General features: G+C 67.2%; 9 protein-coding genes. 4 read left to right on the top strand and 5 right to left on the bottom strand.

The genetic code is table 11. The annotated features are described in order from the left end of the window. Positions 1–40 precede the first annotated feature (40 nt). Complete coding sequence (gene dprA / locus ACIPRI_RS07535) at positions 41–1,141, top strand: DNA-processing protein DprA (RefSeq protein ID WP_446620796.1); 1,101 nt, start codon at positions 41–43, stop codon at positions 1,139–1,141. A 119-nt stretch (positions 1,142–1,260) separates the two neighbouring features. Next, on the top strand, positions 1,261–1,779 hold the full coding sequence (locus tag ACIPRI_RS07530; protein WP_446620795.1) for a DUF494 family protein: 519 nt from the start codon (positions 1,261–1,263) through the stop codon (positions 1,777–1,779). Positions 1,780–1,787: 8 nt separating this feature from the next. Here ACIPRI_RS07530 and ACIPRI_RS07525 read toward each other — a convergent pair whose 3' ends face one another. From ACIPRI_RS07525 to ACIPRI_RS07505, 5 genes are all read right to left on the bottom strand, one after another. Further along, complete coding sequence (locus ACIPRI_RS07525) at positions 1,788–4,145, bottom strand: DUF1631 family protein (RefSeq protein ID WP_446620794.1); 2,358 nt, start codon at positions 4,143–4,145, stop codon at positions 1,788–1,790. 145 nt (positions 4,146–4,290) lie between these two features. Continuing rightward, positions 4,291–5,244, bottom strand: a complete 954-nt coding sequence (secF, locus tag ACIPRI_RS07520; protein WP_446620793.1) for a protein translocase subunit SecF — start codon at positions 5,242–5,244, stop codon at positions 4,291–4,293. Between the two features lie 15 nt (positions 5,245–5,259). After that, a complete protein-coding gene (gene secD, locus ACIPRI_RS07515; protein ID WP_446620792.1) occupies positions 5,260–7,140 on the bottom strand; it encodes a protein translocase subunit SecD in 1,881 nt (626 codons plus the stop codon). A 54-nt stretch (positions 7,141–7,194) separates the two neighbouring features. After that, entirely contained in the window at positions 7,195–7,524 is a 330-nt protein-coding gene (gene yajC, locus ACIPRI_RS07510) for a preprotein translocase subunit YajC (RefSeq protein ID WP_446620791.1), read from the bottom strand. A gap of 237 nt (positions 7,525–7,761) precedes the next feature. After that, positions 7,762–11,370, bottom strand: coding sequence for an indolepyruvate ferredoxin oxidoreductase family protein (locus ACIPRI_RS07505; RefSeq protein ID WP_446620790.1), 3,609 nt, complete (start codon positions 11,368–11,370; stop codon positions 7,762–7,764). A gap of 179 nt (positions 11,371–11,549) precedes the next feature. Between ACIPRI_RS07505 and ACIPRI_RS07500 the strand changes: the two genes are divergently transcribed. Together ACIPRI_RS07500 and ACIPRI_RS07495 are read left to right on the top strand one after the other, a co-directional pair. After that, on the top strand, positions 11,550–12,044 hold the full coding sequence (locus tag ACIPRI_RS07500; RefSeq protein ID WP_446620789.1) for an Lrp/AsnC family transcriptional regulator: 495 nt from the start codon (positions 11,550–11,552) through the stop codon (positions 12,042–12,044). Between the two features lie 26 nt (positions 12,045–12,070). After that, positions 12,071–13,690: an MFS transporter gene (locus ACIPRI_RS07495; RefSeq protein ID WP_446620788.1), complete on the top strand. Its 1,620-nt coding sequence runs from the start codon at positions 12,071–12,073 to the stop codon at positions 13,688–13,690. Position 13,691 lies beyond the last annotated feature (1 nt).

Below are 13,691 nucleotides of genomic sequence, written 5' to 3'. Positions count from 1 at the left end.
CCTTTCCTTGGGCCCAGCCCGCGACGAACTCCTTTATTGGTTGCGACTGACGCTGACCCCCGGGGTCGGCGATGGTGTGGCGCGCAAGCTGCTCGCGGCCTTCGGCCTGCCTGAAGCCGTCTTCGCGCAGCCGCACGCGGTCTTGCTGCAAGTGGTGTCGGAGGCGCAGGCCCTGGCCCTGGCGCAGGTTCCGCCCAAGCTGGCCGCGCTGGCCGACCAGACCTGGGATTGGCTCAGCGCCGCGCCTGGCAATCGCCGCATGGTCACGCTGGGCGATGCTGGCTATCCGTCCTCGCTGCTCGAGATGAGCGACCCGCCGCTGGTGCTGTACCTGATGGGCCCGCGCGAGTTCGACCTGACGCAGCTCTCGCGCAGCCTGGCCATCGTCGGCAGCCGCAATCCCACGCCGCAGGGCGCCAGCAATGCGCGCAGCTTTGCGCAAGCGCTGAGCGAGGCCGGCGTGGCGGTGGTGTCGGGCCTAGCGCTGGGCGTCGACGGCGCCGCGCACGAAGGCGCATTGCAGGCCGCGGGCAGCGACCATCGCCTGGCCACCGTGGCCGTGGTGGGCACCGGACTGGACCGGGTCTATCCGGCCCGGCACCGCGACCTGGCGCACCGCATCGCCCAACAAGGCCTGCTGGTGAGCGAACTCCCGCTGGGCACGCCGCCGCTCGCGCAGAACTTCCCCATGCGCAACCGTATCATCGCCGGCCTGTCGCGCGGCACCCTGGTGGTCGAGGCGGCGCTGCAATCGGGCTCGCTCATCACGGCGCGACTGGCGGTGGAGCAAGGCAAGGACGTGTTCGCCATTCCGGGCTCCATCCACGCGCCGCAGTCGCGCGGATGCCATGCGCTGATCCGCCAGGGCGCCAAGCTGGTGGAGACCGTGCAGGACATCTTCGAGGACCTGGACCTGCGCGCCGCCGGGGCGTCCGCGCCAACCGACATCGCAGCGCCGGCTGCACAGGACGAGCCGCCACTGCTGGCCGCGCTGGGCCACGACCCGGTCAGCCTCGATGCACTGGTGGCCCGCACCGGTTGGCCGGCCGCGCAATTGCAGGCGCAACTGCTCGAGCTGGAACTGGAGGGCCGCGTCGCGCGCCTGCCCGGCGGGTTGTTTCAGCGCATCGCCCAGGGCTGAGCCCCCCCCAGGCCCCGGCTCGCCGGGGCCGGCCCCCGAGGGGCGCAAGAAAGCTTGGGGCGGCCCGGCGCCTCCTTGATACCAATTGCCAGCCAACATGAGTCGGCTATATTGGGCCCATGTATGACGTGCTTGTGTTCGTGTATGAAACTTATTGGCGCGGCGATGCCTGCCCCGAACCCGAGCAACTGGGCCGCAAACTCAGTGCCAATGGCTTCGAGGACGACGAGATCCGCGACGCCTTGCAATGGCTCGACGGCCTCAGCATGGCGACCCAGGGCATCGCACTGACCCGCAGCGCCGACAACGACCACAGCTTCACCGTCGGCGAGCGCCGCACCGCCGAAGTGGCGCTGGCCCAGTCCAGCGGCGCCATGCGGGTCTACTCGGTGGCCGAACAAGACCATCTGGGCGCGCAATGCCTGGGCTTCCTCAGCTTTCTCGACAGCAGCCAGGCCCTGCCGCCCGGCATGCGCGAGGTGGTGATCGAACGCGCCATGGCCGCGCCGGGCGACCCGGTGGCGCTGGAAGAGCTGAAGATCATCGTCCTGATGGTGCACTGGAGCACCGGCATCGAGCCGGATGCATTGATCCTGGACGAACTCTGCGACGACGCCGACGAGCGCGTCGCGCACTGAGCGCCTGATCAGTCCAGCAGGCGCTCGGGGTTGGCGTCCAGCTTGGCCAGCGCCTCGCGCGTGGCGCGCACGGTGAGCGTTTCTTCTTCCGCCGGCACCAGCAGGCCCGCCTGCAGGTAGGAGGCCAGGCGGCCGACCTGGATCAGGAAGCTGCGCCCGCCGGGCGCCGCGAAAAGATGCAGCTGCTTGCGATCGCTGCGCCAGACAAACTGCACCTGCGTCGGCCGGTTGTTGTGGTCGAGCATGAACCAGTTGCCCACCTGAAGGTCGTGCGCCCAGGCCAGCATTTCGTCGCCGACCTTGGTGCCGGTGTCCGGCACCACCTCGATGGAGGCAGCGTCCACGCCCAGCAGCAGTTCGATGCTGGCGGCGTCCAGCGGCAGATCTGTCGCGCCTTCGTCGCTGACGAAATCTTCCAGGTTGGCCAGGCGCTTGGCCATGGCGTCGATCTGCGCCGACGGAATGGCGTCGGTCTTGGACATGAAGGCATCGGCCAGGGTCTGCCCGATCACCTTGATGTGCTGCTCCTGCGGATCGCCCTCGATGCCCAGCAGCGCCATGCCCTGGCGCAGGCGCTGCAGCAGGTTGGGCAGGTCTTGAATGACGCGGGCGCGGTCGTTGCGGTTGGGCTTGGCACTGGCGGCCCACACCAGATCGGCGGCGGCACGCTTGAGCGTCACGGTCTGCTGGTCTTGTGCGCCGTAGCGCAGCGCGGCCAGGGCCAGCACCTCGGCCCAGATCTTGAACAGGAACTCGCGGATCTCCTCGCGCACCGGCATGTCGTTGAGCATCTTGCGCAACTCGATGGTGTACTGGATCGCCATCGTCTCCTTCTGCTCGACCTGCTGCGCCACGCTCATCAGGCGCTGGGTGGCGTCGCTCTGCGTCAGGTACTTGTTGAGGAAAGCGACGAATTCGTCGAACACCAGCTTGAACACGCGCTGGCCGGTCTCGGGATACTGCTCGATCACCTGCACCACGCGGCGGATCTCGCCTTCGAGCGCGCTGCCGGAAATGGCGGCCGCGTCGAAGCCCATCACGCACGAGCCCATGCGGTCGATCAGCATGCGGGCCGGATGCTGCAGCGTGCCGAAGAACTCGGGCTCGGCGATCGCCACCCGCAGCACCGGCATCTGCAGGCGCGCGAACCAGACGCGCGCCGAAAAAGGAATGCGCTCTTCGGCCAGGATGGCCTGGAACATGAGGGCGACGATCTCGACCGTGGCCTTGTCGGCCGTAGTGGGCGCCTTCTTCTTGAGTTCGGCCGTGCGGCGGCGCATGTCGACCGCGCTTTGTTGGATCGCCGTGGCCTCGTCGCCCACCACATACTGGGACGAGGCGGCGCGATAGGCCACTTCGGCGTCCATGATGGCCTGCACGAACACCGGCGAGGCAGCGCCCGGCTGCACGCCTCGTCCGCCGCCCACGCCGCCGCCGGGCGACATGGCACCGCTGCCGCCGACGAAGTCGCTGCCGATGCGCGCCGTGACAAACCGCTTGAGGCTGCTCAGCACGCCCTGGGCACGCTGACGTGCAACGACGAAGGGCGAGCCGCCCAGGGGAATGTCGATCGCGCCCGGGCCATTGGCTGCGGCGCCCGCCCCGAAGCGGCCGGCGCCGGCGTTCTGCACGCCGATGGCCGCCGGCGCGAACATGGCGCCTTGCAGCGGCGCATCCATGGTCATGCCGCGTCCGGCGCCCGCGCCGGCAAAGTTCATCGGCGCCGACGAAGGCGCGCCGTGGGCGCGCTTGACGAAGCCCTTGAGGTCGATCTCCGGCATCACGCCCTTGCCGATCAGGAAAGCATTGGCGTCCTTGTAGGCAGTCAGGATGACCTCGAGCATCTGCTGCTGCACCACGTCCTGCACCTTGGTCCACATGGCGCGCGTCAGGCCAGCCGCCAGCCATTGATCCACCAGCAGCTTGGCCAGAACTTCGGGACGCAGCACGTCCTTGCTGCTGAGCTCGCTGGTGTTTTCCAGGTGCTGCATGCGCAGGCGCAGGTCGTTCAGCTCGAAGCTGGCCTTGTCCTGGATCACCAGCGCCAGCCGCGAGGACAGGATGTTGTTCTCGACCACCTCGTCGCCGATCAGTTCCAGGCTGCCCAGCGACTGCAGCGAAGAGCTGCCCGATTGCATGCTCTGCAGGGCGCGGCGCCAGCCGGACTGGGCCAGGTTGACCCAGCGCGATTCCTGCTCGAGGAAGGCAACGAAGTCGTCGCGGTGCTGGTGCATCTCGCGCGCGTTGCCGGTCTGGCTGGCCAGCGCATTGAGCCGTTCGCGGATGGCCTGCGCGGTGGGCGCGATCACCCCTTCGGTGGCGGCAACGAAGCGCTCGCGCGTTTCACGCGCAAGCTGGACTGACATTGCGTGGGGCCGCTCTGGGTTGCTCATTGGGGGTCAAGACTACTGGAAAGCAGTCGCGGCCCAAAGCTTGCCTTGTGCGCGGCATCCGCACAAGTGTTGCAGCATGCTCGCCAACCCCAACGTCGCGTCCTGTCCACGACCCGGCTCAGACCACGGCGCCGGCGTTGGGGTCGTCCGGATCGCCGTCTCGCTTGACGGGACCCTTGACCAGGTCTTCGCGCTTCACGCCCAGCCACATGGCGATGGCGGCCGCCACGAAGGCCGACGAGTAGATGCCGAACAGGATGCCGATGGTCAGCGCCAGCGCAAAGTAGTGCAGCGTCGGACCGCCGAAGAAGAACATCGACAGCACCACCAGCTGGGTCGAGCCGTGGGTGATGATGGTGCGGCTGATGGTGGAGGTGATCGCGTTGTCGATGATCTCCACGGTGCTCATCTTGCGGTAGCGCCGGAAGTTCTCGCGGATGCGGTCGAAGATCACCACCGATTCGTTGACCGAGTAGCCCAGCACCGCCAGCACCGCCGCCAGCACCGCCAGCGAAAACTCCCACTGGAAGAAGGCAAAGAAGCCCAGGATGATCACCACGTCGTGCAGGTTGGCCAGCACGGTGGCCAGGGCGAACTTCCACTCGAAGCGGAAGGCCAGGTAGATCATGATGCCGACCACCACCATGCCCAGCGCCTTCAGGCCATTGGTGGTGAGCTCGTCGCCCACCTGCGGGCCGACGAATTCGTTGCGGCGCAGCTGCACCGAGGGGTCGACCGCCTTCAGCGCGCCGATCACCTGCTCGCTCTGCTGCGAGGAGCTCACGCCCTTTTGCGCCGGCAGGCGGATCATGACGTCGCGCGAGGTGCCGAAGTTCTGCACCTGCACGTCCTGGAAGCCCAGCTTGCCGATCGACTCGCGCACCTTGCCGAGGTCGGCCGTCTGCTGGTAGCTCACTTCCATCACCGTGCCGCCGGTGAACTCCACCGACAGGTGCAGCCCGCGGCTGACCAGGAAGAACACCGCCAGCGCAAAGGTGACGAAGGAAATGATGTTCAGCACCAGCGCGTGGCGCATGAACGGGATGGTGCGGTGGATGCGGAAAAACTCCATGGCGGATCCCTAGTCTTACTTGTTGTCAGCCACGGCCGAATCGGTGGCGGGACGCCACACGGTGCCGATGGACACGCCCTTGAGCTTCTTCTTGCGTCCGTACCAGAAGTTCACCAGCCCGCGCGAGAAGAACACGGCCGAGAACATCGAGGTGACGATGCCGATGCAGTGCACCACCGCAAAGCCGCGCACCGGCCCCGAGCCGAAGGCCAGCAGCGCGATGCCCGCGATCAGCGTGGTGACATTGGAATCGAGGATGGTGCCCCAGGCGCGGTCGTAGCCGGCGTGGATGGCCGCCTGCGGCGAGGCGCCGCCCCGCAGCTCTTCGCGCACCCGCTCGTTGATCAGCACGTTGGAATCGATCGCCACGCCGATGGCCAGCGCCATGGCGGCAATGCCCGGCAAGGTCAGGGTGGCTTGCAGCATCGACAGGATGGCCACCAGCAAGAGCAGGTTCACCGCCAGCGCGATCGACGAGAACAGGCCGAACAGCGCGTAGTACAAGCACATGAACACCATGATGGCCAGGAAGCCATAGGCCACGCTCTTGAAGCCCTTCTCGATGTTGTCGGCGCCCAGGCTCGGGCCGATGGTGCTTTCTTCGATGATCTCCATCGGCGCAGCCAGCGAGCCGGCGCGCAGCAGCAGGGCCAGGTCGTTGGCTTCCACCACGTTCATCGAGCCGGAGATCTGGAAGCGCGTGCCCAGCTCGCCGTTGATCGACGGGGCGGTGAGCACTTCGCCCTTGCCCTTCTCGAAGATCAGGATGGCCATGCGCTTGCGGAAGTTCTCGCGGCTGACGTCGCGCATGATGCGGCCGCCCTTGGCGTCCATGGTCAGGTCGACCTTGGGCTGCTGGGTCTGCGAATCGAAGCCGGGCTGCGCATCGGTCAGGTTCTCGCCGGTGACCAGCACCTGCTTCTTGACGATGACGGGGCGGCCTTCGCGGTCCGCGAATTTCTCGGAACCGAAGGGCACCGGGCCGCTGCCGGTTTCGGCGGCGCGGCCTTCGGCCGTTTCGTCGACCATGCGCATTTCCAGCGTGGCGGTGCGGCCCAGGATGTCCTTGGCCTTGGCCGTGTCCTGCACGCCGGGCAACTGCACGACGATACGGTCCAGGCCCTGCTGCTGGATCACCGGTTCGGCCACGCCCAGCTCGTTGATCCGGTTGTGCAGGGTGGTGATGTTCTGCTTGAGCGCGGCGTCCTGCAGGCGGCGCGCCGCCTCGGGCTTGAAGCTGGCGACGAGCTTCCACTCGTTGCCTTCCTGGCTGCTGACGGCGGACAGGTCGGTGAACTGGTCTTGCACGATGCGCTGGGCCGCCTCCAGGCTGGCCGCATCACGGAAGCGCACTTCCACCGTCTGGCCGTTGCGGCTGACCGAGCTGCCGCGAACGCCCTTGTCGCGCAGCGCCTGGCGCAGGTCGCTGGCGGAGGTTTCGGCCTTCTTGTCCAGGGCACCCTTCATGTCGACCTGCAGCATGAAGTGCACGCCGCCGCGCAGGTCCAGGCCCAGGTACATGGGATAGGCATGCAGGGCAGTCAGCCAGCTGGGCGAGCGCGACAGCAGGTTGAGCGCCACCACATAGGACGGGTTGGCGGGGTCGGGCACCAGCGCGTGCTGCAGCACGTCGCGCGCCTTGAGCTGATCGTCGGTGGTCAGGAAACGCGCGCGCACCGAGGTGGCGTCCAGCGTCAGCAGATCGGGCGCGAGGTTGGCTGCCTTGAGGGCCGCGTCCACCCGCTGCTGGGTGCTGGCGTCGACCTTGACGGTCGACTTGGCGCTGGAGACCTGCACGGCCGGCGCCTCGCCGAAGAAATTGGGCAGGGCATAGATGAGCCCCACGAGCAGCACGATCACGATGATCGCGTACTTCCAGACCGGGTAACGGTTCATGATCGCGCTTGTGCGGCGCTAGCCGCCGTAGAGAAAAACGGGAACGGCGAGTTCTTACTTGACGGTGCCCTTGGGCAGCACCTGGATCACGGCGCTGCGCTGCATGCGCACTTGAACGCCGGTAGCGATCTCGAGCGTCAGGTACTGGTCGCCCAGCTCGGTGATCTTGCCCAGCACGCCGCCGGCGGTCGCCACTTCGTCACCCTTGGCCAGGGCCGACAGCATGTTGCGGGTTTCCTTCTGGCGCTTCATCTGCGGGCGGATCATGACGAAGTACAGCACCACGAACATCAAGAGCAGCGGAAGCATGCTGCCGATGGAAGACATCATGTCGCCACCAGAGGCTGCGGGGGCGGTTTGTGCGAAGGCGGAAGAGATGAACAAAGGGGTTCTCCAACTGGGATTCGTAGGCTGCGCGCCTGGGACGCGGCAGAGCGGCGCGAACCGGGGTTCACGCACGGCAATCGCGCATTGTAGGGCGGCGAAACAGCGCCCCCCGGCTATTCACTCCGCTCTGCTACGTGTAATTCGCCACCCCCCGTGCGGGCGACCCCACCTGGGGCCCGGCGAAGCCGGTTCCCCGGTGCGGGACTGGTATGAAGTCAGGTCACGTGGCGGATGTCACGCCGCGGCGCGGGAGGCTGCTTCGGGATGGCGCCACTTTTCCAGGAGCGCCTGCCAGCGCACCCGGGCTGCCGCCAGGTTGCGCTCCTTCACGTGGCCGTAGCCGCGGATCTGTTCGGGCAGGCTGGCGATTTCCAGCGCCGTGGCGTGGTTCTGCGCGTTCAGGCCGTTCAGCACCTCTTCGACGCTGGCGCGGTATTCGCCGATCAGGGCGCGCTCGGTCTTGCGCTCTTCCGTACGGCCAAAGAGGTCCAGCGGCGTGCCGCGCAGGCCCTTGAGCTTGGCCAGCACCTTGAAGCCTTTCAGCATGGCCGGGCCGAACTTCTGCTTTTGCAGCTCGCCCCTGGCATTGCGCTTGGCAATGACGGGCGGCGCCAGGTGGTAGTTGAGCTGGAAGTCCTTGCCCATCTCGCCCTCGAACATGCCGGCCACCTTGGCCAGGAAGGCCGGGTCGGCATGCAGGCGCGCCACTTCGTATTCGTCCTTGTAGGCCATCAGCTTGAAGAGGTAGCGCGCCACCGCCTCGGCCAGGCTGGTCTTGCCGGTGGCCTGGCTCTCGGAGTTCTGCACCTTCTCGACGAAGTCGCGGTATTGCTCGGCATAGGCCGCGTTCTGGTAGCCCGTGAGGAACTCGACGCGGCGCGCCACCATGCTTTGCAGGGTGTCGCGCTTCTTGAACTCGACCACCTGGCCGGGCGAGACCAGCTTCAGCAGCGAGGCCAGGTCGTGTGCGGCGCGGCGGCCCCACTCGAAGGCGACCTTGTTGTTCTCGACCGCGACCGCATTGAGCTCGATGGCGCGCATCAGCGATTCCAGCTCCAGCGGCACCCAGCCTTTTTGCCAGGCGTAGCCCAGGATCATCGGGTTGACGTAGATGGTGTCGCCCATCAGCGCCGTGGCCAGGGCGTCCGCATCGAAAGTGCCCACGCCGTCGGTCCCTACGGCGCGCGCAATCTCTTCGGCGCAGGCGTCCTGCGGGTTCTGCCAGTTGGCGTTGCGCACGAAGGCGGCTGTCGGCGCGCCGTGGCTGTTCAGCGCCACATGCGTGCGGCCCTCGCGCATGCGCGCCAGGGTTTCGACGTTGGTGGCTACCAGCGGATCGCAGGCCAGGATCAGGTCGGCCGCCGCGGTGCCCACGCGGGTGGTGCGGATGTCGTTCTGGCTGGCGCCGATCAGCACATGGCTCCAGGTGGCCCCGCCCTTTTGCGCCAGGCCCGCCGCATCTTGCGTGACGATGCCCTTGCCTTCCATGTGCGCCGCCATGCCCAGGAGCTGGCCGATGGTGATGACGCCGGTGCCGCCGACGCCCGCCACCACGATGCCCCAGACCTGCGCGGTCGCCAGCGCGGGAACGGCCGGCTCGGGCAGGGCGCCCAGCGATGCCGGCGAAACCTGGCCCTTGGCCTTTTTCTTCTTGAGGCTGCTGCCCTCGACGGTGATGAAGCTGGGGCAGAAGCCCTTCAGGCAGCTCATGTCCTTGTTGCAGCTGCTCTGGTTGATGGTGCGCTTGCGGCCGAATTCGGTTTCCAGCGGCTCCACGGAGAGGCAATTGCTCTGCACGCTGCAGTCGCCGCAGCCCTCGCACACCAGCTCGTTGATGACCACGCGCACCGCCGGGTCCACCGCCGTGCCGCGCTTGCGGCGGCGGCGCTTCTCGGTGGCGCAGGTCTGGTCGTAGATGATGGCGGTGGTGCCTTCGATCTCGCGGAACTCGCGCTGGATCTCGTCCAGCAGGTCGCGGTGCTTGACCTCGACCTTGTCGCCCGGAATCTGAACGCCCTCGTACTTCTCGGGCTCGTCGGTGACGATCACCACCTTCTTCGCGCCCTCGGCATGCAGGCTCTCGGCAACCTGCAGCACCGAATGGCCCTCAGGCCGCTCGCCGACCTGCTGGCCGCCCGTCATGGCCACCGCGTCGTTGTAGAGGATCTTGTAGGTGATGTTGACGCCCGAGGCGATCGACTGGCGGATCGCCAGCAGGCCGCTGTGGAAGTAGGTGCCATCGCCCAGGTTGGCGAAGATGTGCTTGTCGGTGGTGAAGGGCTGCTGACCCACCCATGGCACGCCCTCGCCGCCCATCTGCGTGAAGCCGATGGTGGAACGGTCCATCCAGGTCGCCATGAAGTGGCAGCCGATGCCGCCCATGGCGCGCGAGCCCTCCGGCACCACGGTGCTGGTGTTGTGCGGGCAGCCCGAGCAGAACCAGGGCATGCGCGCGTCGGTTACGCCACCGGCCTGCAGCACCTGCATCGCGCGCTCTTTCGCTTCCAGGATCGCCATCTGCGCGTCCACCCGCGCCGTCATGTCGGCGCCGGCCGCGGCCAGGATGCCGGTCTTCTTCAGACGCTGCACGATGGCCTTGGCGATCAGCGCCGGGTTCAGGTCGGCGTTGGCGCGCAAGAGGGTGTTGGCGGTGGGGTTCGGCATCGACCATTCGCCGCCGGAAAAGTCGCCCTCGGGCTCGTTGAATTTGCCCAGCACGTTGGGGCGCACGTCGGCCCGCCAGTTGTAGAGCTCTTCCTTGAGCTGGTATTCGATGACCTGGCGCTTCTCTTCGACCACCAGGATCTCCTGCAGGCCGGTGGCGAACTCGCGGGTGAGCTGCGCCTCCAGCGGCCACACCACCGCCACCTTGTGCAGGCGGATGCCCAGCTGGCGGCAAGCGGCGTCGTCCAGGCCCAGATCGATCAGGGCCTGGCGGGTGTCGTTGAAGGCCTTGCCGCTGGCCATGATGCCGAAGCGATCGTTCGGCCCCTCGATCACGTTGTGGTTGAGCCGGTTGGCGCGCACATAGGCCAGGGCCGCATACCACTTGTAGTGCATGAGGCGTGCTTCCTGCTCCAGCGCATGGTCGGGCCAGCGGATGTGCAGGCCGCCGGGCGGCATCTCGAAGTCGGTCGGCATGACGATCTCGACCCGGTCCGGGTCGATCATCGCCGTGGCGCTGGATTCGACGATCTCCTGGATCGTTTTCAGCCCCGACCACACGCCCGAGAAGCGGCTCATGGCGAAGGCGTGGATGCCCAGGTCCAGGATTTCCTGCACGTTGGTGGGGAAAAACACCGGCGTGCCGCAGGCCTTGAAGATGTGATCGCTCTGGTGCGCGGCCGTGGAGCTCTTGGAAATATGGTCGTCGCCGGCCACCGCGATCACGCCGCCCCAGGGCGTGGTGCCGGCCATGTTGGCGTGCTTGAAGACGTCGGAGCAGCGGTCCACGCCCGGGCCCTTGCCATACCAGATGCCGAACACGCCATCGAACTTGTTGGTGCCCGGTGGCGCAAAGCCCAGCTGCTGGGTGCCCCACAGGGCAGTGGCGGCCAGTTCCTCGTTGACGCCGGGCTGGAACACGATGTTCTGGGACTTCAGGAACTTGCTCGCCTTCCACAGCGCCTGGTCGTAGCCGCCGAGCGGAGAGCCGCGATAGCCGCTGATGAAGCCGGCGGTGTTCTTGCCGGCCTGCTGATCGCGCAGGCGCTGCAGCATGGGCAGCTTGACCAGCGCTTGCACGCCGCTCATGAAGGCGCGCCCATAGTCGAGGCTGTACTTGTCGTCGAGCGTGACGGTCTCTAGCGCCTTGCGGATGTGCTCGGGCAGTGGGGCGTTCATTTTTCTCAGTCTCCGTATTGGCTGTGCCTTGTGGGCATGGCTTTCACTTGTCGTGTCCGGGTCGGACGCGTGACGCCATGATTGCACGCAAAGTGTATGCCCGCCGGCCAGATAGGTGTTTGCGTTCTTGGTCCAGAAAAGCCCCATCCTGGAAAGACTCTTTCTTAGAATGGCGTCTTATGGAAAGCATTGATAAGTTTGACCTGGCGATCCTGCAAGAACTGCAGGCCGACGCGCGGCTCACCAACGCCGAGTTGGCGCAGCGCGTTGGCCTGTCGGCCGCGCCTTGCTGGCGCCGGGTGCGCGCCTTGGAAGCGCAGGGCTTCATCCGCGGCTACCACGCCGAAATCGACCGCCACAAGATCGGGCTGGGGGTGCTGGCTTTCGTGCGGGTGGACACCGAGCGTGTCAGCAACGACGCCACCCGCAAGCTCGAAGACGCCATCCGCAAGATGCCCGAGGTGGTGGCCTGCCACTACATCAGCGGCACCGGCACCTTCGAGCTGCAGGTGGTGGCACAGGACCTGAACGGCTTTTCGGCCTTCGCCCGCCAGCACCTGATGAACCTGCCCAACGTGAAGGACCTGCACACCAGCTTCTCGCTGGGCGAGGTCAAATCCAGCCACGCGCTGCCGCTTGGGCACTTGGGGAAGCCGACCAACGGACGGACCTAAGGCAAGGCCAGCACAATCGAAGCCAGATGCCGCCGATCTCGACCGAAGAAACTCCCATCGCCAAGCCGCTCGCAGCGCGCGTCGGCGCTCTCGAACCCCTCCGCCTTCCCGTGTTCCGCATGCTGTGGAGCACCTGGCTCATCGCCAACATCTGCATGTGGATGAACGATGTGGCGGCGGCGTGGATGATGACCACGCTCAACAACTCGCCGATCTGGGTGGCGCTGGTGCAGTCGGCCTCCACCCTGCCCGTGTTCCTGCTGGGCCTGCCCAGTGGGGCGCTGGCCGACATCCTGGATCGGCGGCGCTGGCTGGTGGCGACCCAGTTCTGGCTGGCCGGCACTGCCGTCGTGCTGTGCGGCGCCATCGCGATGGACATGATCACCGCGCCGCTGCTGCTGGCCCTGACCTTTGCCAACGGCATCGGGCTGGCGATGCGCTGGCCGGTGTTCGCCGCCATCGTGCCCGAGCTGGTGCCGCGCACCCACCTGCCGGCGGCGCTGGGGCTGAACGGCATTGCGATGAACGCATCGCGCATCGTCGGGCCGCTGCTGGCCGGGGCCTTGATCGCCAGCGCCGGCAGCGTCTGGGTTTTTGCGCTCAACGCGGTGCTGTCGGTGGCCTCCGGTTTCGTGGTGCTGCGATGGCGGCGCGAGCACAAGCCCAACCCGCTGGGGCGCGAGCGCTTGATCAGCGCGATGCGCGTGGGCGTGCAGTTCGTGCGGCAGTCGCAGCGCATGCGCGCGGTGCTGACGCGCATCTCGATCTTCTTTTTGCATTCCACCGCATTGCTGGCACTGCTGCCACTGCTGGCGCGCGGCCTCAAGGGCGGCGATGCCGGCACCTTCACGCTGCTGCTGGCAGCCATGGGCGCGGGCGCCATCTTCGCGGTGCTGTTGCTGCCGCGCCTGCGCCAGGCCATGGGGCGCGACGCGCTGGTGCTGCGCGGCGCCGTCCTGCAGGCGGCGGCGACCGCGGTGATGGCGGTGGCGCCCAATGCCTGGGTGGCGGTGCCGGCCATGTTCTTCGGCGGCATGGCCTGGATCACGGTGGCCAATTCGCTCTCGGTGTCGGCCCAGCTGGCGCTGCCCGACTGGGTGCGCGCCCGCGGCATGGCCACTTACCAGATGGCGATCATGGGGGCCAGCGCCTTCGGCGCCGCTCTGTGGGGACAGGTCGCCACCGTCTCGAGCGTGCAGATCAGCCTGGCAATCGCCTCGGTGAGCGGCGTGCTCTTGATGCTGCTGGCGCTGCGCTACGTGAACGACGGCCCGGGCGAGGACGACGTCAGCCCGGCGCGCGAGGGCTGGTCCGCCAACCCGCCGGTGGCCAAGCCGGAGGAAGAAGGCCGGGTGGTGATCACCATCGAATACCACATCGACCCGGCGCGCAGCGAAGCCTTCCGCGCCGTGATGGAAGAGACCCGGCGCGTGCGCCTCAGCCAGGGCGCGATCGAGTGGGCGCTCATGCATGACATCGCCGAGCCCGACTGTTTCGTGGAGCAGATCGTCGACGAGTCCTGGACAGAGCACCTGCGGCGCTTCGGCCGCGCCACGGCGGCCGACATCGCGCTGCGCGAGCGCCGGCTGGCCTTCCACCTGGGCGAGGGGCCGCCTTCGGTGACGCGCTACATCGTCCAGCGCTAGC

The organism is Variovorax sp. LARHSF232, assembly GCF_052871435.1.
This window is presented reverse-complemented; position numbering and strand designations above follow the sequence as displayed.

What these genes read in the sequence shown, in the direction of transcription:
- ACIPRI_RS07495 (WP_446620788.1), top strand. Translation starts at nt 12,071, where the DNA reads ATGCCGCCGATCTCGACCGAAGAAACTCCCATCGCCAAGCCGCTCGCA.
- ACIPRI_RS07530 (WP_446620795.1), top strand. Translation starts at nt 1,261, where the DNA reads ATGTATGACGTGCTTGTGTTCGTGTATGAAACTTATTGGCGCGGCGAT.
- ACIPRI_RS07505 (WP_446620790.1), bottom strand. Translation starts at nt 11,370, where the DNA reads ATGAACGCCCCACTGCCCGAGCACATCCGCAAGGCGCTAGAGACCGTC.
- secD (WP_446620792.1), bottom strand. Translation starts at nt 7,140, where the DNA reads ATGAACCGTTACCCGGTCTGGAAGTACGCGATCATCGTGATCGTGCTG.
- ACIPRI_RS07500 (WP_446620789.1), top strand. Translation starts at nt 11,550, where the DNA reads ATGGAAAGCATTGATAAGTTTGACCTGGCGATCCTGCAAGAACTGCAG.
- ACIPRI_RS07525 (WP_446620794.1), bottom strand. Translation starts at nt 4,145, where the DNA reads ATGTCAGTCCAGCTTGCGCGTGAAACGCGCGAGCGCTTCGTTGCCGCC.
- secF (WP_446620793.1), bottom strand. Translation starts at nt 5,244, where the DNA reads ATGGAGTTTTTCCGCATCCACCGCACCATCCCGTTCATGCGCCACGCG.